At 33.2% G+C, this 18,229-nt stretch carries 19 protein-coding genes and 1 pseudogene; 10 read left to right on the top strand and 10 right to left on the bottom strand.

Annotated elements, in window-relative coordinates:
• Nucleotides 1-93 precede the first annotated feature (93 nt).
• The 6 genes from P5P87_RS17105 to P5P87_RS17080 all read left to right on the top strand — a co-directional run bounded on the left by P5P87_RS17105 (nt 94) and on the right by P5P87_RS17080 (nt 4,633).
• The gene (locus tag P5P87_RS17105; RefSeq protein WP_278020050.1) at nt 94-759 is read left to right on the top strand and encodes an SCO family protein; all 666 of its coding nucleotides are present in this window, start codon (nt 94-96) and stop codon (nt 757-759) included.
• A gap of 103 nt (nt 760-862) precedes the next feature.
• Complete coding sequence (locus P5P87_RS17100) at nt 863-1,102, top strand: FeoA family protein (protein ID WP_278020049.1); 240 nt, start codon at nt 863-865, stop codon at nt 1,100-1,102.
• On the top strand, nt 1,102-3,201 hold the full coding sequence (feoB, locus tag P5P87_RS17095; protein ID WP_278020048.1) for a ferrous iron transport protein B: 2,100 nt from the start codon (nt 1,102-1,104) through the stop codon (nt 3,199-3,201). The genes P5P87_RS17100 and feoB overlap by 1 nt, the downstream gene beginning before the upstream one ends.
• Before the next feature lie 7 nt (nt 3,202-3,208).
• Nucleotides 3,209-3,334: a FeoB-associated Cys-rich membrane protein gene (locus tag P5P87_RS17090; RefSeq protein ID WP_198855110.1), complete on the top strand. Its 126-nt coding sequence runs from the start codon at nt 3,209-3,211 to the stop codon at nt 3,332-3,334.
• A 188-nt stretch (nt 3,335-3,522) separates the two neighbouring features.
• Nucleotides 3,523-3,645 (top strand): hypothetical protein, encoded by a 123-nt coding sequence (locus P5P87_RS17085; RefSeq protein ID WP_255562386.1) that lies wholly within the window; start codon nt 3,523-3,525, stop codon nt 3,643-3,645.
• A gap of 61 nt (nt 3,646-3,706) precedes the next feature.
• Nucleotides 3,707-4,633: an alpha/beta fold hydrolase gene (locus P5P87_RS17080; protein ID WP_278020047.1), complete on the top strand. Its 927-nt coding sequence runs from the start codon at nt 3,707-3,709 to the stop codon at nt 4,631-4,633.
• A gap of 334 nt (nt 4,634-4,967) precedes the next feature.
• Here P5P87_RS17080 and P5P87_RS17075 read toward each other — a convergent pair whose 3' ends face one another.
• The 3 genes from P5P87_RS17075 to P5P87_RS17065 all read right to left on the bottom strand — a co-directional run bounded on the left by P5P87_RS17075 (nt 4,968) and on the right by P5P87_RS17065 (nt 7,565).
• A complete protein-coding gene (locus P5P87_RS17075; RefSeq protein WP_278020046.1) occupies nt 4,968-5,621 on the bottom strand; it encodes an HD domain-containing protein in 654 nt (217 codons plus the stop codon).
• 156 nt (nt 5,622-5,777) lie between these two features.
• On the bottom strand, nt 5,778-6,773 hold the full coding sequence (locus P5P87_RS17070) for an acyl-ACP desaturase (protein WP_278020045.1): 996 nt from the start codon (nt 6,771-6,773) through the stop codon (nt 5,778-5,780).
• A gap of 45 nt (nt 6,774-6,818) precedes the next feature.
• Nucleotides 6,819-7,565, bottom strand: coding sequence for a lysophospholipid acyltransferase family protein (locus tag P5P87_RS17065; RefSeq protein ID WP_198855106.1), 747 nt, complete (start codon nt 7,563-7,565; stop codon nt 6,819-6,821).
• 125 nt (nt 7,566-7,690) lie between these two features.
• On the opposite strand from P5P87_RS17065, the gene rnpA reads away from it, so the two are divergent.
• The 4 genes from rnpA (at nt 7,691) to P5P87_RS17045 (ending at nt 11,457) form a co-directional block, all read left to right on the top strand.
• Complete coding sequence (rnpA, locus tag P5P87_RS17060; RefSeq protein ID WP_278020044.1) at nt 7,691-8,095, top strand: ribonuclease P protein component; 405 nt, start codon at nt 7,691-7,693, stop codon at nt 8,093-8,095.
• A 70-nt stretch (nt 8,096-8,165) separates the two neighbouring features.
• Nucleotides 8,166-9,089, top strand: a complete 924-nt coding sequence (locus P5P87_RS17055; protein ID WP_278020043.1) for a DUF4349 domain-containing protein — start codon at nt 8,166-8,168, stop codon at nt 9,087-9,089.
• Entirely contained in the window at nt 9,013-10,650 is a 1,638-nt protein-coding gene (locus P5P87_RS17050) for a S41 family peptidase (protein WP_278020042.1), read from the top strand. Before P5P87_RS17055 ends, P5P87_RS17050 begins: the two co-directional genes overlap by 77 nt.
• Before the next feature lie 3 nt (nt 10,651-10,653).
• Nucleotides 10,654-11,457: an OmpA family protein gene (locus P5P87_RS17045; RefSeq protein WP_278020041.1), complete on the top strand. Its 804-nt coding sequence runs from the start codon at nt 10,654-10,656 to the stop codon at nt 11,455-11,457.
• Nucleotides 11,458-11,527: 70 nt separating this feature from the next.
• On the opposite strand, the gene P5P87_RS17040 is transcribed toward P5P87_RS17045, so the two are convergent.
• The 7 genes and pseudogenes from P5P87_RS17040 to P5P87_RS17010 all read right to left on the bottom strand — a co-directional run bounded on the left by P5P87_RS17040 (nt 11,528) and on the right by P5P87_RS17010 (nt 18,216).
• On the bottom strand, nt 11,528-11,974 hold the full coding sequence (locus tag P5P87_RS17040) for a GNAT family N-acetyltransferase (RefSeq protein WP_198855101.1): 447 nt from the start codon (nt 11,972-11,974) through the stop codon (nt 11,528-11,530).
• 126 nt (nt 11,975-12,100) lie between these two features.
• Nucleotides 12,101-12,619, bottom strand: coding sequence for a DUF1579 domain-containing protein (locus tag P5P87_RS17035; protein WP_278020040.1), 519 nt, complete (start codon nt 12,617-12,619; stop codon nt 12,101-12,103).
• A complete protein-coding gene (locus tag P5P87_RS17030) occupies nt 12,585-12,773 on the bottom strand; it encodes a hypothetical protein (RefSeq protein WP_278020039.1) in 189 nt (62 codons plus the stop codon). Before P5P87_RS17030 ends, P5P87_RS17035 begins: the two co-directional genes overlap by 35 nt.
• Nucleotides 12,774-12,941: 168 nt before the next feature.
• On the bottom strand, nt 12,942-13,907 hold the full coding sequence (locus tag P5P87_RS17025; RefSeq protein ID WP_278020038.1) for a DUF4837 family protein: 966 nt from the start codon (nt 13,905-13,907) through the stop codon (nt 12,942-12,944).
• A 46-nt stretch (nt 13,908-13,953) separates the two neighbouring features.
• The gene (locus P5P87_RS17020) at nt 13,954-15,777 is read right to left on the bottom strand and encodes a LysM peptidoglycan-binding domain-containing protein (protein ID WP_278020037.1); all 1,824 of its coding nucleotides are present in this window, start codon (nt 15,775-15,777) and stop codon (nt 13,954-13,956) included.
• A 96-nt stretch (nt 15,778-15,873) separates the two neighbouring features.
• Nucleotides 15,874-17,077: pseudogene (locus P5P87_RS17015) on the bottom strand (phosphoglycerate kinase).
• A gap of 158 nt (nt 17,078-17,235) precedes the next feature.
• Complete coding sequence (locus tag P5P87_RS17010; protein WP_233074027.1) at nt 17,236-18,216, bottom strand: PorP/SprF family type IX secretion system membrane protein; 981 nt, start codon at nt 18,214-18,216, stop codon at nt 17,236-17,238.
• Nucleotides 18,217-18,229 lie beyond the last annotated feature (13 nt).

The following is an 18,229-nucleotide window of genomic DNA, read 5'->3' as shown; positions in this document are numbered from 1 at the left end:
AATACTTAGTAAAAGTTACAAAAGCCTGTTAAAAAAATAATTCAGTAAAGTTTTTAAAATCTGCTTTTTGTATTTTTGCGCCAAATTATTTTTATGAAATCGCTTTTATACAAATACCGCAAATTCTTTATTGTTTTAATAGTATTTTCGGTTGTTACGATATCTTTGTTTTACTCTGCATTAAAACCAAAAAAGACACTTCCAATTTACAATCCTGCCGATGTAAATCCTGAATTGGTTGATAGTACCGTTCAGTATAAAAGCAAGTACCACACCATTGCCGATTTCTCTTTCATCAATCAAAACGGAGATACCATTACTCAGAAAAATTACGAAGGAAAAATTTACGTTGCCGATTTCTTCTTTACAACCTGCGGATCTATTTGTCCAAAAATGACAACTAATCTAGAAGAAGTTCAAAAAGCCGTTTTAAATAATCCGAAAGTAATGCTGTTGTCTCATACTGTTTTTCCAGAAGTAGACAGTGTTTCGGTTTTAAAAGAATATGCTATAAAACATCATGTTGTAGACAGCAAATGGAATTTGGTTACTGGCGATAAAAAAGAAATCTACACTATGGCCAGAAAATCTTACTTGGCTGTTAAATTAGGAAGACCAGATCAACTTTATGATATGGTACATACCGAGAATTTTGTTTTGGTCGATCAAAAACGCCGAGTTAGGGGTTTTTATGATGGAACAAATAAAGAAGATATAAAACGCCTTTTAGAAGACATCGAATTCCTGTCTCAAGAGTAAAATCCCTTATTTTTAGAAACATTTAGCATTTGTCGAAGTGTTAAATGCCTTGAAATAAAGAATAATTGCCTACTTTTGCAATCTAAATTCAATCTAAATAAGCTTGCAAAATACAATACACACTCTGAAAAAAGGCGAAAAAGCCATTATCAAAGATTTTGATATCGATCTTATTCCACTTAAATTATTAGAAATGGGTTGTCTTCCTGGCGGCTTAGTTGAATTGCTTCAAGTTGCACCTTTTGGCGATCCGTTATATTTAGATATTAATGGTTCTCATGTTGCAATTCGTATAGAAACAGCTCGTGAAATTGAAGTTGAACTTATCAAAACCAATTTGTAATGAGTGTTCAGAATATTAATGTTGCCCTTATCGGAAATCCTAATACAGGAAAAACTTCTGTTTTCAATCAATTAACAGGTCTTAACCAACAAGTCGGAAATTATCCTGGAATTACGGTTGAGAAGAAAATCGGATTTTGTAAATTACCAAATAACGTAAAAGCGAATATTCTAGACCTACCCGGAACGTATAGTTTGAACGCAAGTTCGATGGACGAAAGTGTGGTAATCGAGCTTTTGTTAAACAAAAACGATAAATTATATCCAGATGTAGCAGTTGTTGTAACAGATGTCGAAAATCTGAAACGAAATCTGCTAATCTACACACAGATAAAAGATCTTGAAATTCCAACGATTTTGGTCATCAACATGTCAGATCGTATGGAACGCAAAGGAATCTCTTTAGATATTCCGCATTTAGAAGATAAACTAAAAACAAAAATTGCTTTAGTAAGTTCGCGTAAAGGTTTAGGAATTGAAGAATTAAAAGAACTAATTGTTTCTTATAAAACACTTCCGAGTGAGCCTTGTTTAAATGCCTCTGTAATTGATCCAGAATATTTTGAAAAATTACAAAAAGCTTTTCCAAACCAGTTAATGTACAAATTATGGCTGGTAATTACGCAAGATGTCAATTTTTTGAATTTAGATCGAAATGAAATCAGAAGCACATTTACCAAATCGCATTCAGAATTAAAGCGCTTACAGCAAAAAGAAACGATTAAAAGATATCAGTTTATCAATGATGTTTTAAAAGAAGGTTTAAAGGTCGATGCTTCAATGGCAAATGATATTCGTGCAAAACTGGATCGCGTTTTAACTCACAAGGTTTGGGGCTATTTCATTTTCTTTGCTATCTTATTTTTGATTTTCCAATCAATTTTCAGCTGGTCAACTATTCCGATGGATTTCATTGACAGCACTTTTGCTTCATTAAGCAACTGGGTTGCAGAAGAATTGCCAAGCGGTATTTTAACCGATTTGCTTTCGCAAGGAATTATTCCGGGAATTGGCGGAGTCGTTATTTTCATTCCGCAAATTGCCGTATTGTTCTTATTTATTTCGATTTTAGAAGAGAGCGGATATATGAGCCGCGTAGTGTTTTTGATGGATAAAATCATGCGTAAGTTTGGACTTTCAGGAAAAAGTGTCGTGCCTTTGATTTCTGGAACAGCTTGTGCGATTCCGGCAATTATGGCAACTAGAAACATTGAAAACTGGAAAGAACGTCTTATTACGATTTTAGTAACGCCATTTACTACTTGTTCTGCTAGATTACCCGTTTATGCCATTATTATATCGCTTGTTGTTCCTAGCAAACGTGTTTTCGGATTTCTAAATGTTCAAGGATTAACACTAATGGCGCTGTATGTTTTAGGCTTTTTTGCCGCAATTTTATCTGCCTATATTTTGAATAAAGTTTTAAAATTAGAATCTAAAACTTATTTTGTGGTTGAAATGCCAAGCTATAAAATGCCTCTTTTCAAAAACGTCGGAATCAATGTGGTAGAAAAAACGAAAGCATTTATTGCTGGAGCAGGAAAAATCATTCTTGCCATTTCGATTATATTATGGTTCTTGGCTTCTTACGGACCAGGAAAAGAATTCAACGAAGCAGAAACTATTGTAAAAGAAAGATTTGCCAATACAACTTTAGACGAAACACAATTTGAAAATGAAGTTAATTCTCAAAAATTAGAGAATTCATATATCGGATTAATGGGACGCGCGATTGAACCAGTAATTCAGCCACTGGGTTACGATTGGAAAATCGGAATTGCCTTGATTAGTTCGTTTGCTGCGCGTGAAGTTTTCGTTGGAACTTTGGCGACTATTTACAGCGTTGGAGATACTGACAACGAATCGACCATAAAAAGCAAAATGCAAGCAGAAGTTCGCCCAGATACTGGAAAGAAAGTATTTGACTTTGCAACGGGAATTTCTTTATTGTTATTCTATGCTTTTGCTATGCAATGTGCCAGTACATTGGCCATTACAAAAAAAGAAACCAATTCCTGGAAATGGCCTGCAATGCAGTTAGTTTTCATGAGCGGATTGGCCTATTTTGCCGCATTAATTGCGTATCAACTTTTAAAATAAAAAAGTTATGTTTCAAGAAATTATAGCCTTTGCGATATTAGGATTAGCGGTTGCTTTCCTAATCAAAAAATTCTTTTTTAAATCTAAAAAGAAAAAAGACTGCGGCGGCGGAACCGATTGCGGATGTTCGTAATTTTTAAGGTTCTAAGACGCTAAGATTCTAAGGCACTACGACTAAATGCTAAAAGCTTCAAATAGATTTTGATTTCTATTTGAAGCTTTTTTTATGAGAAAAATGTCTTATTCTGTTGTTTTAAAAACTTAAAACAGCTAATTAGTATATTTTCTAAGATTAATTTTGGTGCTTAAAATATATTTAAGATGACACCAGAAGATAGAATGGAAGTAATTCGGGATAATAGAGTTGCCCGATTGTTGTGGTTTGCAATAGGTTTTTTCTGCGCAGTGGTTATTACCTATTTTACAATGAAAACCAATCATTAGTTTTTTCTCTGCTGTTTTAATTATACTTTTATCATATTAAAACAGCAAAAAAAACTTTCAAATGAATTTAAAAACTCCTTTATTTTTCTTTCTATTTTTATGTTTTGCTCAGAGCGGAATTTCTCAAACAAAAACAGATGCAAAACAAAATTCAAATAATACTTTCCTAACTTCAGACGGAGTTCCTTTATTTTTGAAAGTTTCAGGAAAAGGAGATGTCTGCATTTTTGTACATGGCGGTCCTGGCGCTTGGAGCAAGTCGTTTGAAGAATTTGGCGGAAATGTTTTAGAAGATAAACTCAAAATGTGTTATTACGATCAAAGAGGATGCGGCCGCTCAGGATCTTCTGCAGATAACAATTACAGCATGGACAGAATGATTGCTGATATTGAAGAAATTCGAGTTTATCTTAAAACAGATAAAGTATTTGTAATCGGACATTCATTCGGAGGAATTTTAGCCACCAAATATGCCGAGAAATATCCTCAACATGTAAAAGGTTTAATTCTATTGAATGCCACTCTAGATATTAACGATTCTCTTTTGAATCAAATTGCTTTTATGGGTAAAACTCTTGGAGAAGATTTTGCGGTAAAAAGCAAGGATTCAATCTTAAACACATTTTTTGAAGCTAAAACAAAAATTAAAAAAGCTGACTTAGATTATAAAATGTTGTCTGACAATAGAGCAAATGTTGAAAAACTGGATAGCATTGATAATAGTGAAAAAAGAAATTCCTCTTTTGCTCAGCATGCACTAAGCGGTCCGTTATATTTTGGCGATTTTACAAAAGAAACTGCTTCTATTAAAGTTCCAACTCTAATAATCTCAGGAACCAAAGACAACAATATTGGTCCCGAACATTATCGACTGTTCAAATTCCCAAATCAAGAAGTTAAGATTATTAAAGGCGGACATATTTTGTATTACGAACAAAACAAGGAATTTAAAAATGTGATTGAGAGATTTGTTCAGAAACTTACATAAGGAAAAGATGAAAGACGACTAAGACTAAAAGAAAAATTGTCTTATTCTAATGATTTAAAGACTTTTCTTGGTATAATCATACTCTCTATAAAATTACTTTTGAAGTGTTTAAAATACATTCCAAATGACAAGGTTTGAAAAAAGAGAAATGGTTAGAAATAATAGCATTACAAAGTTATTGTGGTTTTCAATAGGATTCTTATGCGCTTTTATAATTATGTGTATTTTAAAATCGAGATTATAAATCTGCATAAGTCTCTATAGAGAAATTCATCATCAAATAAAAAAACGGCTCTAGATTAGTGCCGTTTTTCTTTTTATATCTAAATGAAATCTACTTCAACCCTTCCCATTCTGCATAAAACTGAGCGAGGAAAGTTTCCATAAAACGATGTCTTTCGGCGACAATTTCTTTTCCTTTTTGGGTATTCATTTTATCTTTTAACAACAAAAGCTTTTCATAGAAATGGTTTATCGTCGGAGCGTTGTTGTTTTTATACTCCTCTTTTGTCATATTGGTTACAGGAGCAATTTCTGGATTATATAAAGCCCTATTCTTAAATCCGCCATAATTGAAAGCTCTTGCAACGCCAATTGCTCCAATTGCATCTAAGCGATCTGCATCTTGAACAACATCCAACTCGACCGAAGAGAACTTTCTTTCGAAATTTCCGCCTTTATAAGAGATATTTTCAATGATATTAACAACATGCGCAATTATATCCTCAGAAACATTTTCGGCTTCTAAAAACGCTCTTGCTGTTTTCGGCCCAATAGTTTCATCTCCGTTATGAAATTTGCTATCGGCAATATCATGCAATAAAGCACCCAATTGCACCACTGTAAGATCACATTCTGTTTCTTTGGCAATCAAAAGAGCATTTTTAAAAACACGTTCTATATGAAACCAATCGTGTCCACCTTCGGCATCGTTTAGTTTTTCTTTAACAAAAGCAATAGTTTTAATAATCAATGCTGAATCGCTCATACAGAAGTTTTTACGTTTTACAAAAAAAGTTGATTGTTGAAAATTTTAATTCTCCAACAATCAACAATATGTTTTAAAGCAACAATGTTGCTTTTTTAAATTTCAATCTAAAAATTCCAAATTCCAATCTAAAATCAGGAATCTAAAATCTAAAATTTAAAGTCTCGCTGGTTCAACCCATTTAAAGATATGAGATTCTTTAGGAATCACAATTCTTTCAGAGATTTTGGCCATACGTGCTGGCAATTTCATTAAGTAATCACGTGCTTTTTCTGCTTCGTCATTCAAATTGGTGATTTTGTCAATTTCCCATTTGTTGATTAATTTCTGCATGATTTCAACATAATCGTTTGCTGTGTAAACACCAATACGTTGTGCAGAATCTGAGAATTGTTCGAAAGCTGTGCTTATTTTTTGACCAGATTCTCTTAAAAAGTGAGCCGGCATAACGATTTTTTGTTTCATCATGTATTGAAACGCCAACATCATTTCGCTTGGATCAACTTGGAAAATTCTAGTAACAAATTCGCTATATGCGTGGTGGTGACGCATTTCATCACCTGCAATCATTTTACACATTTTAGACAACTTGTTATCGCCAAATTTCTTAGCTATCTGAGCTACTCTATTGTGCGAAACATAAGTTGCTAATTCCTGAAAACTAGTGTATACAAAGTTTTTGTATGGGTCAGTTCCAGTTCCAATATCAAAACCGTCGTTGATAAGATGCTGTGTTGTCATTTCGATTTCACGCATATTTACACGACCAGACAAATACAAGTATTTATTTAAAAGATCTCCGTGACGGTTTTCTTCGCCAGTCCATTGTTTTACCCACTTAGCCCAGCCGTTTCCTTGACTTCCTTCTTGCTGATCTATTCCTTCTACATCCATTAACCATGACTCATATGTAGGCAATGCTTCTTCTGTGATGGTATCACCAACAAGCGTAACCCAGAAATCGTACGGAAGTTCTTTAGCAATTTCGCGTAATTCTTTTACCTCTTCAAAGAAGTTTTCTCCTTGAGAATTTGGTAAGAAATCCGACGGTCGCCAAATTTTTTCCACTGGAATTAAATACTGTTCAACGAAGCTATCCACGTTTTTTTCCAAAAACTGCATTACTTCTAATCTAATGTTTTTTATAGACATTACTTATTATAGATTTGGGTTTTACATTTTAGCTCGGACTAAAACTTAAACCTGTTTATATTCATTTATTCCTTCTTTAACTGCTTTTTCAGTAATCTCCATGAGCTCTTCAAACTTGTAATCTTTGACAGCTAAAGCTGGATGAGCTGTAAACTTCAGATGATTTCCTAAACCAACAGGAAAAAAACCAAATTTTACCATTTTCCAAGAATTATTGATACTCACGGGCACAACGTATGCAGATGGTGCATATTTGCATAAAATCTTTAAACCGCTTTGCGCAAATTCTTTTGGTACTCCCGTTTTACTTCTTGTTCCTTCTGGAAAGATAACGGCAGATCTTGTGTTTTTTTCGATATATTCAGACAAGCCTTTGATAACTGGTATCGCTTGTTTAGGGTCTTTTCGGTCAATTAGGACAGATCCTCCATATTTCAAATTATAAGAAACACTTGGAATTCCGCTACCTAACTCCTTCTTACTTACAAATTTACAATGAAAACGTCTAAAGTACCAAATCATTGCCACGATATCGTACATACTTTGGTGATTTGCCACAAAAATGATTGGCACACCTTTCGGAACCGTGTCTACACCTTCAATAGTATATCTTGTTCCAACAAGGTTTGTACATTTTAAAAGGCAGAAATTTAAATAATCAACACTTTTTTTGTGAGCCTGGTAACCAAAAACATTTAAACAAATCCATTGAATTGGGTGAAAAACAACCAAACATAAACCAAATAATAAATAGTAAATTACCGATATTGGATAAGAAATAATTTTTTCCATGCTTCAAAAATTAATGCGCAAAAGTAGTAAATATATTTTTAGACTTATTAAAATTGAAAACAATAACTGTTTTTATGGTTTAATTGTACCTTTGCACTAGAATTTGCAAATTTTTTCTGAATTAAATGAACTTTACTTACCCTAAAAACGAGCGTTTAAAAAGCAAAACTACGATTGGATTACTGTTTTCTGAAGGAAAATCGGTATCTAAATATCCGCTTCGTTTGGTTTACCGTCAGGTCGAAGCAAATTCAGAAGAACAAACCAAGATAGGCGTTTCAGTTTCAAAGAAATACTTCAAGAAAGCCGTTGATCGAAATTATTTTAAAAGAGTTTTGAGAGAAACCTATCGTTTGAACAAACATTTACTTTTGGATAACTTGGATCAGCCGTATTCGATAATGCTTTTTTATCAAACCAAAGACCGTTTGTCTTACGATGAAATCAATACCAAAATGATTCAGTTATTTGAGAAATTTGCAACTCAAATTAACAAACCTTTGGATTCTGAAACAAAAACAGAAGCGTAAATTTCAAAACGTAAGATTATTAATCAAGTTAGACAAAAAAATCGTAGTTTTAGCTCTAAATTGAAATTTTATGCGACATCTTCTCCTTTTAGTTGTTTTTATTTTAGTTCTTTCTGGCTGTAGCAAAACTGGAGCTTCGGCTGATGAAAATGTAATCATTTCTTCGGTTAAAATGCCTGCAAAAGCAGAAAGCGTCTCTTATGACCGACAAGCAGATCCACTACAAGCACCTCCGCCTCCGAAGGTAGATCAACAAGTCGAACAAAAAATTATAAAAGAAGCAACTTTAAAATTTGAAACCGATAATTTAGAAAATTCATTCGCTCAAATTCAAAAAGCTGTTGCAAATAGTAAGGCTAGAATTATAAACGATTCTGAAGGAAAAGATTTTGCAACTCTTTTTAGAAATCTTACTATAAAAGTGCCTAGTCAGAATTTTGACCGTTTTATAAATGATGTTTCGAAAGGTGTTTCGTATTTTGAAGTTAAAAATATCTCTGCACAAGATGTTACAGAACAATATATTGATCTGACTTCAAGATTAAAAACAAAGAAAAAGCTAGAAGAACGTTATCTAGAAATTTTAAAGAAAGCCAATAAGGTTAGTGAGATTTTAGAGATTGAAGAACAAATTTCGACTATTCGTGAAGAAATAGAATCCAAAGAAGGTCAGCTGAAATATTTAGAAAGTAGAGTTTCTGAAAGTACAATCACTATTGAATTTTATAAAACAATACCTGAAAAAGAGGGTGTCAAAATATCTTACGGCTCTAAACTTTGGAGCGCAATTGAATCTGGATTTTATACATTGTCCGATTTATTGCTTTCATTATTAAGCGCTTGGCCGTTTGTCATTTTATTTGTTGTATTTGCCTATTTTATTAGAAAAAGATTAAAAAGAAGAAAAAAGAATAATCATGTATCCGTATTTCAAGAAGAAATTTATTATACCAGTCGCTGCGGCGGGAATGTTGTTTGTTGGAACCAGTTTTAGAGAAGATTTTTTTGAAATTGCCAAACAGATCGAAATTTTCACGACTTTGTTCAAGGCCGTAAATACCAATTATGTTGATGAAACGAATCCAGGAGATTTGATGGATAAAGCGATCAAAAGCATGTTGGCAAGTCTGGATCCGTACACGGTTTATTTTAACGAGCAAGATGTTGTTAACTTTAAAATCAATAATACTGGAGAATATACCGGAATTGGCGCTTTGATTTCTAGAAAAAACGACCGTCTAATTGTTCGTGAACCTTATAAAAATTATCCGGCAGATAAAGCGGGACTTAAAGCGGGAGATGAAATTATCCAAATAGGTGATGTTTTGATTGCTGATTTTAAAGACGACGCTTCTCAATTATTAAAAGGAACAAAAAACACTAAAATCAACATCAAATATCTACGTCAAGGAAAACCAAGCACCACGGTTTTGGTTTTGGATGAAGTTGATATTAAATCGGTTCCTTTTTACGGAAAAATTGATGATAAAACAGGATATATTGTTTTGGCGCATTTTAGCAGAAAAGCTTCTGCTGAAGTAAAAGACGCTCTTGAGAAATTAAAAGCTGACGGAGCCAAACAAATTGTTTTGGATTTAAGAGGAAATCCAGGAGGTTTATTAAACGAAGCAATTGATATCTGTAATTTATTTGTTCCGAAGAATGAAGTTATTGTAACAACTAAATCTAGAATTGAAAAACATAATAATACTTATAAAACACAGAAAGAACCGGTAGATACTGAAATTCCGTTGGCAATTTTAGTAAACGGAAGAAGTGCTTCGGCATCTGAAATTGTTTCGGGTGCTTTACAAGATTTGGATCGTGCTGTTATTTTAGGAAGCAGAAGTTTTGGTAAAGGTTTGGTACAACGCTCTGTTGATTTAACTTATGGAACGCAATTGAAAGTTACTATTTCTAGATATTATACACCTTCTGGAAGATGTATTCAGGCTTTGGATTATGCGCATAAAGACAAAAACGGTGTGGCTCAAAAAACAGAAGCAAAAAACTTCAACGCTTTTAAAACCAGAAAAGGAAGAACAGTTTATGACGGAGGTGGAGTTTTACCAGATATCGAATTGGAAGAAACTAAAATAAGTCCGATTGCTACTGCTTTAACCAAAAACGATGGCGTTTTTGATTATGCTACATCATATTATTACAAAAATCCAAATTTAGGAGATAAGATTCCAACTCTTACTGATGCAGATTATGCGGCTTTTAAACAATTCCTAAAAACCAACAAAATCACTTTTGATACCGAAACCGAAGTGGCTTTGAAAAATACTTTAGTTGCGACTAAAAAAGAAAAAATAGACGAGACGATTACTGCCGAATATCAGCAATTGTTAAATGCTTTAGAAAAAAGCGAAACGACTTTACTGGATAAAAACCAAAAAGAGATTAAAAACATGATCTTGGAAGAATTGATTAAGAGATATCAATATCAAGAAGGTTTGTATCAGTATTATCTAAAAAACAATTCAGAAATTAAAAGAGCAGTTAGTGTATTAAATAACCAAACAGAATATAAAACGATTTTAAAAATGTAGTGAATGAAGTTACCTCTAGCCCTGATTCTTTTTTCATTTTATACAGTAAACGCACAGCAAAAACCTGTTGAAACCATTTACTTTGAATTTGACAGGTATGATTTGACAGAAAAGCAAATCAATGTGGTTTCTAACTTTATAAAGAACATAGACACTTCTAAAGTAGAGTCTATACAGATTTATGGCTATTGCGATGATCGCGGCAACGACGAGTATAATTTTAGATTATCTAATAATCGGGCCAATACAATTCAGAATCTATTAGTTAAAAAAGGCTTCAATCAAAGTAAAATTGTTATTCTAGAAGGAAAAGGACGTGTTGTTGTAAAAGCAGATACTGTAGAAAATCTGCACGAAACACGTCTGCGAAATCGGCGGGTTGATTTAATTGTTGTTAAGAAAAATAGTTTCGGAAAAGGAATTCATTCTTCCTTCAAAGACATTTTAAAAGTCGGAGATAAAGTTTGCCTAGAGTCTATTTTATTTGATATTGGAAGTGCTAGATTAACTCCCAATTCTAAAAAGGAATTAGATAAAATTGCCATAACTCTTCAAGATCATCGAAACTTAAATTTTGAAATTCGCGGACATGTTTCTCGCACACCTGAAATTTATAGCGATGGAATTGACAGAGATACTAAAGAAAGAAGGCTTTCTTGGAACCGTGCAAAAACTGTTTTCCATTATTTAATTTCAAAAAAAATATCAAAAAGCCGCATGACCTATATAGGCTGCGGCAATAAATATCCGTTAGGAAAAGGCGATAATTACGATCGTAGGGTAGAATTTGTGATTACTAAAATCTAAGTTTTTAGAGCTTCTAAGATGCTGAGTTACTAAGATTCTATGCTTATTGCGTATTTATTTCATTATTTAGTTATTCTCGAATCATCTCAATATGCGGAATATCATCTTCTAAATACATTTCGCTGGTTTGAACAAAACCGTGGCTTTCGTAAAATTTCTTTAGATACAATTGCGCGCCAATAGTTATTTTTTCTTTTCCAAAATTAGATTTAATTCCCGCAATCGCTTCCTGCATTAATTCATGCCCCCATTTTTTATCTCTGTAATTTGCATCTACAGTAACTCTTCCGATTGAAGCATTGTCAAAACTAATTCCAGCATCAAATAAGCGAGAATAGGCAACGATTTTACCTTCAAATTCTCCAATTAGGTGCAATGCTTTCTTGTCTTTACCATCTAGATCCAAATAAACACAATTTTGCTCTACTACAAAGATCTCACTACGCAATCTGAGTAAATCATATAACTCATGAACAGTTAATGCCTCAAAAGGCTTTATTTTCCATTTTAAATCCATTCTTCCTTATTTTTTGCCACAAAGGCACGAAGACGCTAAGTTATATTTTTTTTTGCTATGCTAAAGTTTCTAATAGAAATAGTAAAGGCACAAAGTTATATTCATATATAAACTTTATGCCTTTGCTCATTTGTAATTTGTGTCTTGTAGAAAAATTACTTTTTTCGTCATTACAATTTCCATGCTTTTATATTCAGATCCGTTTTTCATATCGAACATTTCCATTTTTCTGGTTTTCGGATCAACGATTGTATAAATTTCGCGATATGGTGTTTTCTCGCCATTAACAGGATTAACCATTTCGCCTTTAAATTCCATACTCTTTGTCGCTTGATTGTATTTTCCCATGCCAACCATCATTCCTGTTCCCATATTATCGATAAAAGTGCTGGTATATTCTTCACTTGCGTTATTGTACGCAAGTGTAGCTTTTCCTTCAAAAGGTTGCCCCATCATTGTTCCTTTATAAACAGCTTCTTGATAACGTCCTCCTAAAATCATTTTGATTTCTGCTACTGAGGTCGATTTTTGTGGTTTACCATTTGGTTCTGTCCAAAATGTCATATCGCAGTTCCAACTTCCAACTTCATCGGCCATTAATTTATGTGCTTCACTTGGAGTTGCATAAGCGATCCAAGCTTTCATTTGCGCAAGCAGAATCTAATGGCTCTTCAATAAGTGGTTCTTCCGTTTTTACGGCCAGAGAGTCTTTTGCAGTATCCGTTTCAGTTTTTACTTCTTTTTTACATGAAACTAAACATAAGGTTATTATTGCTAAGATTGCGGTTAATTTTTTCATAACTATTTGTTTTAATGTTTGTTACAAATAAAATTACGAAAAAAAATCGTGGTTTCGAATTTCTGTTTCTAAGTTGATGTGCCTTGTCTATTTTATCGTGAAGTTCTCAGAGAAATGCGCAGATTTTATCACGCAACTTTATTAACTTGAAACCTAAAGTAAAAACCATTATCGTTTATCGATTCTAACTGTTTTTATAATTGCCTCAAGATTTAGCATTAGATCACGTTCTTGATGTGATGGCGAATAACAGAATCCTTCGATAACCAAAACACGATTGAAAGTTGGATCTACTATAGCGTAATTGATAAATGGCCCAGTCATGAAATCGTTTTTCAATTCCCAAGTTCCTTTTGTTTCAAAGGCGTCTTTATTGTCTAAGGTTACCTTTGAAAAATACGGTGCGTAAGCTTCGCTGGTAATCATTTGCGTATTGGGTTCGCGTCCTTGAATGTATTTGCCAACCGAATCACGCATTTTGACAATTGCATTTACGACATCTTTTTTCTTCTTAAAATTGCTAAGCGGAATTTGGTAGATCAGTAAGCTAGTATTACCGCTTATGATTTCTTTTTTCAGCCAGATAAAATTCCTTTTGTGCAACATGTATTCATATCCTGTCGGAATCTGAATATTAATATGGAATTTGTTTTTTATAATGGCTTTATTTAATAGTGAAGTGCTATTATCTTCTTGAATCTTTTGAATTTCGGCATCGTGAATAATTTTTATTATTTGAGCTGAGTTTAATTCTATACTGCAAATAATATCATCTACTGATTTTCCGTAAATGCGAAAAGTATTGTGTGGAAGGTTTTTGCTTCGAATGATTTCGAATTTATCAGCTGTAGCTTTTTTTACCACAATAATGCTTCGGCTATCGGTAACAAAACCTTCTAGCAATCTAGCAGGATATTGATTAATGGTAAAAAGTGGTTCTTCTTGAGTGAGTCCAAGAACTGGTGAGGCAAATTTATTTCTAATACTATCGCCCACTTCTCCATACCATAACTGGTCGTCTATAATGACCGAAATGGTATTGGTTTTCCCTGAGACTGTTTCTTGTTTTTCACTTTTGAAACAAGAAGTCAGTAAAAACGGAAGTAATAGCAATAAAAAATGGGTTTTATTCATTTTTTTAATTTATGAAATAAAACCCAAATTTAATAAGATTTTTCTATTATCCGTTTATTTTAAGTTTCATTCCTGGTTTAATATCTTCATCTTTAATACCATTCCATTTTTTAATATCTGAAATTGTTACTCCAGGATATTTTTTAGAAATGCTGTATAAAGAATCTCCTTTCTTAACGTAATAATCTTCGCTAACGTTTTTAGAAGGTGCTTTTTTCTTGAATGAATCAACCGAGTTTGATGCAATTGCTGTTGAAGCCGGCTCTTCTATAACTATTGTTGCTTTAGAAATAATAAGTGTTTTTCCTAAACCAATGTTATTTGAAGTTAAATCGTTAAATTCTTTTAACTCCGCAATAGTCGTACCGAATTTCTTTGCAATGCTACCTAAATTATCTCCAGCTACTACAACATAGTCCATATCGACTGCTGTAGGTTTCGTTTTTTCTTCAGCAGAAGCAATAGCTTCTTCTTTTTTATCTATAACTGCATTTGCTTTAATAGCTGATGGTGAAGGTTCTTCAGATTTAATTTTTAAACTTCTGCCTATTGCAACGGCATTTGTTTTTAAATTATTCCATTTTTTAAGCTCGCTAATGCTTACATTATACTTAGAAGCGATTGCGCCTAAATTGTCTCCTTTTCTAACTTTGTAAAATTCGAAATCTCCACTTTCAACTGCTGTTGCTGGTTTTGCAACCGCTGGTTTTGTTTTTGGAGTATACTTTATAGCTAATCTTGAATTAGTTGATTTCATTTCAGAATCATACTTCACATAAGCATAAATCTGATCTTCGTTTGAAACAAAAGTTGCTACTTTATCTTTTGGAAGACGAATAAAATGCTGTTCTCCTTGGTAAAACGGAACAACTCCCATTTTATAAGATGGATTTAAAAGCTGAATTTGCGATTGTGGCATGTCTAATAAATCTGCAATCTGTTTGAAAGACATTTGATTTTTGACTGCTATAGTATCTGTTTCGAAGTTTTTAACTACGGCTCTTTCTGGATTAATTCCGTGTTCTTTGTGGTATTCAAAAAGGTACATTGTTGCTAAGAAAGCTGGAACGTAACCTTGAGTTTCTTTTGGAAGATAATTACGAATGTCCCAGTATTTTGTTTTTCCGCCAGAACGACGAATTGCTTTAGTAACATTTCCTGGACCTGAATTATAAGAAGCTAAAACCAGTTCCCAGTCTCCAAAAATATTAAACATTTTGGTCATGTATTCTGAAGTTACTGCTGTAGCTTTAAGAGGATCGCTTCTTTCGTCGATATAAGAATCAATTTTTAAAGCGTATTGTTTTCCGGTTCCGTACATAAACTGCCAAAGTCCCGTGGCGCCCATTTTAGAAACTGCTTTAGGATTTAAAGCAGATTCTACAACGGCTAAATATTTTATTTCTAAAGGAACGTTTTGTTTTGCAAAAGCATCCTCAAACATTGGGAAATAATATTCTGATAAAGCCATTAATCGAGAAAACGATTTTTTACGGTTCTTAAGAAATGACTTTATTATATTTTCTAAACCTTGATTGTATTGAATTTCAAAAGGTGATTTCTGATTCATCGCCGCCAAACGCTGTTTTAGCAATTCGGTTGGAAGTTCTTCATCAACAGTAACATCTTTGTTAATGGTTTGAATGTCTTTGGTTAGATCATCATAAATATCTAGACTTACTAATTCGTTCATCCAAAGACTGTCTACTTTTGTAGCTAGATTGTCTTTTTTGAAAGTACTTTTAATAGAATCTAAATATGAAAGTTTAACCTCTGGCTTCAATTCTACATCTGTCTTTGCCGTTTCTTGCGCACAGACAGCTAACGAGAAGAAAGCCGAAACCACTAATGATAATTTTTTTACAATCATATAACATTATTTTAAAATTCTGTAATTCAAACAATTACAAGAGTTGTATTTTTGCAAATCTAAGCCCTTTATCGAAGAAAAGTGTTTAAAAAAATGTTAATTGTGATTTTTTAGTCTAAAATCGCAGCTGATTCCAGGTAAAATTCTTCCTTCTAACATTTCAAGCATTGCCCCTCCACCAGTAGAGACGTAGCTCATTTTATCTTCAAATCCGAACTGTTTTACTGCCGCAACAGAATCTCCACCACCAACTAATGAAAATGCTCCATTTTGAGTAGCTTCTGCGATATAATCTCCTAATGCGATTGTTCCTTTAGAGAACGTTTCCATTTCAAAAACTCCTAATGGACCATTCCAAAGAATTGTTTTTGACTCTAAAATTACTTTTTTGAAGTTTTCTAGAGATTTTGGACCTGCATCTAAACCTTGCCATCCATCAGGAATTGCAGTTACGTCTACAACCTGAGTATTTGCATTGTTTGAGAAATCGTCTGCAACAATAACATCAACAGGAATATGTACCTGAACTCCTTTTTCTTTTGCTAATCTTAAAATTTCAAGAGCTAAATCTAATTTATCATCTTCGCAGATAGACTCACCAATTTTTCCGCCTTGAGCTTTAATGAAAGTAAAAGTCATACCTCCACCAATAATCATGTGATCTACTTTATCTAAGATATTTTCGATAACGGTGATTTTAGAAGAAACTTTAGAACCTCCTAGAACGGCAGTTACAGGTTTTTCACTGTTTTTAAGAACTTTATTTAAACTGTCAATTTCTTTTGCCAATAATGTTCCGAAACATTTATCGTTTGGAAAAAATTGTGCAATAATTGTTGTCGATGCGTGTGCTCTGTGAGCAGTACCAAATGCATCGTTTACATAAATATCTCCAAGAGAAGCTAATTCTTTAGCGAAAGCTACATCTCCTGCCTCTTCTTCTGCGTGGAAACGTAAGTTTTCTAATAAAAGAACTTCGCCTGGTTTTAAATCTTTTGCTCGCAGTTTGAGCTGGTTCTCCAACGCAGTTTTCAGCAAATTTTACTTGAACTCCTAAAATATCAGAAGCTGTTTTTAAAATATGTTTTAGAGAGTATTTCTCTTCTGCTCCTTTTGGTCTTCCAAGGTGTGACATTAAAATCACACTGCCACCTTGTGCTAATATAGCATCAATTGTTGGTTTTGCCGCTTCGATACGTGTTGTATCTGTTACATTAAAATTCTCATCCAATGGCACGTTGAAGTCAACACGGATAATTGCTTTTTTATTTTTAAAATCGAAATCGCTTAAAGTTTTCATCTGCTAATTTTTTTAATTTTTTGAAAGAATAACAAATATAGAACTTTTAGCGTAGTCTAAATTTCAAAAAAGCAAAAATAATCCATTAATAAAAACGAAAACGTTGTAAATTATGAAAATAAACAAAATTATTCTCAAAGATGATAAAAATTACTTGTTTAATCGTGAACTGGACTCTGTGTACAAGGACAGTTACTGATTGATTGCAAGAAATCGAATCCGATGGTGATTGAATGTGTTCCTGAGTTATATGCCCCAAGACCATTAAACATTATCTGGTAAGAATATGCAAAATAGAATTTAGATTTCATAAAACCAGCCATAGGTCCCATTGATAAAGGTTTTGGGAACTGGTCATTTAAGAAACGGTAAGAAACTCCAATCCAATAGTAATCTTCGTAACGATTATAACGTCTGTATTTGAAGTTCAAATCAGTTGTAGAACGTTGGTCACTTGCAAAATATTGAAAGAAAACCGATGGTTCATATTCGATACGTCTGTTTTCTCCATCTCTGAAAGTAAATCCAGAATAAATCTGATAATTAGAAAGCAAATCAGGTTCTACTCCTCTATACTTATCTGTATTTTTCTTTAAAACGTTATTGGCGTTAAAACTAAAATAAAATCCTTTGTTACGGTACAATGCACTAATGTCAAAGTTGTTATTTGAATTGTAACGATTGTCTGTAATTGAAGGGTCTAATGCCACAGGAACCCCATTTACGTCTCCTGTAAAATTACCCGTATCGATTCGGAAACTATTAAAGTTATATGATATACCAAATGAAAGATACTGTTCTGAACGATAATCTAAAATCAAGTGGTGGGCAAACGAAACTTTTGCTCCTGTTTGTCTTGTATTACCATTGCTGTCGTTATACAATGATATACCAACTCCAGAACGATCTAGAACACGAAAATCTGCATACAATGATTGGTTATCTGGTGCATCTTTAATTCCGACCCACTGAGTTAAACCGTTGGCTCTAATACGGAGATTATCTCCAATACCAGCATAAGCAGGAGAAAGAATAAAAGGGTTATCAGCTAAATACTGCGTAAACACTGGTAGGTTTAACTCTTGGCTGTAACTTGTTGTTACAGCCATGAGTACTAAGGATAAAATAAACTTTTTCATTGTAATAATATTT

The sequence above is a fragment of the Flavobacterium ginsengisoli genome (assembly GCF_029625315.1).
GTDB lineage: Bacteria > Bacteroidota > Bacteroidia > Flavobacteriales > Flavobacteriaceae > Flavobacterium > Flavobacterium ginsengisoli.
Note: the sequence above shows the minus strand (reverse complement) of the source record. Positions and strands in the feature narration are given on the sequence as shown.